Below are 1,008 nucleotides of genomic sequence, written 5' to 3'. Positions count from 1 at the left end.
CCCACCCCCCCCGCTCCCACAGGTTTTTGCCCTGCTGGAAAAACTGATAAACAGCCACCGCCCCCCTCTGTGGGAGCGAGCTTGCTCGCGATGGCGGCCTGACAGCCAACCACAATGTGTGGGAACGGTCGGACACACTTTTAATTCAGGTAGATTTTTCCGACGAGTTCTGGCGGTTGTCGGGTGGGAAGGGCGCTCGTTAACCTCGGGCCGTCGCTGCCGATTCAGCGGCCGGGCCTGGAAACCTGAAAAACAAAGGGGCGTTATTTCAATTCTAGTGGAGCGCCAACATGTCTGAAGATAACTCTGGTCCAACGAAAAATAGTTCCAGTTCTCCCGAGGCCAGCCAGAATCCCCCAACACTTGATGAAGCAGCCAAGAGAGCTTTGGACTTTTATCTCAAACCAAAATCAGACACCCCGGAACCTTCGGTTTCCCGCCAGGTGTTTAGCGTCAACAAAAAACTCGACACCGAAACCCTCCTAGCCAACCTCACCGAAACCTTAGCCTCAGCCAATGCCATGATCAGCGACTTGACCTTTGACCTGGACGGATCACGCCGGCGCATTGCCTTGGGTGTCCAGCAGATGATCGAACTCAGCGAATTATTGGCGAATCGGGCATTGGATATCGTTGACCCGCGCTGACGTCGAACCATTCGACATTGATGCAACCTGACCCACCGCCATCGCGAGCAGGCTCGCTCCCACAATGGGACCGCAGGCCGGCCGGGAGAAACAGGCCGGCCGCCAGGCCGCCTTGCTCTTGCTCTTGCTCTTGCTCTTGCTCTTGCTCTTGCTCTTGCTCTTGCTCTTGCTCTTGCTTTGGCTTTTGATCTTGAACGCCCCATTGACCACAAGGGCCGAACGCAGGCATTGCGCAGTGGGCATCCCGGCATGGATGCCGGGATAGCCGCGCTGGGTCATGGATGACCCTTCGCGGCGGGCCCACGGAGCAATGCCGGAGTGAGGGAACACCGAGCCTTGGCGAGGTGCCCAGTGGTGGGGC

General features: G+C 57.8%; 2 protein-coding genes. One reads left to right on the top strand and one right to left on the bottom strand.

Annotation, left to right across the window (positions count from 1 at the left end; translation table 11 throughout):
- Positions 1-290 precede the first annotated feature (290 nt).
- Positions 291-647, top strand: a complete 357-nt coding sequence (locus RGM2987_RS00110; protein ID WP_245138092.1) for a DUF6124 family protein — start codon at positions 291-293, stop codon at positions 645-647.
- Here the strand turns inward: RGM2987_RS00110 and RGM2987_RS00105 are convergent.
- Positions 606-1,008 (bottom strand): hypothetical protein (locus tag RGM2987_RS00105; RefSeq protein ID WP_245138093.1); only part of this gene is annotated, 403 nt, incomplete at its 5' end. The two genes, RGM2987_RS00110 and RGM2987_RS00105, sit on opposite strands and share 42 nt — an antisense overlap.

The sequence above is a fragment of the Pseudomonas sp. RGM2987 genome, assembly GCF_022952855.1.
GTDB lineage: Bacteria > Pseudomonadota > Gammaproteobacteria > Pseudomonadales > Pseudomonadaceae > Aquipseudomonas.
The sequence above is the reverse complement of the archived record's forward strand: the minus strand, read 5'-3'. Positions and strand labels throughout refer to the sequence as shown.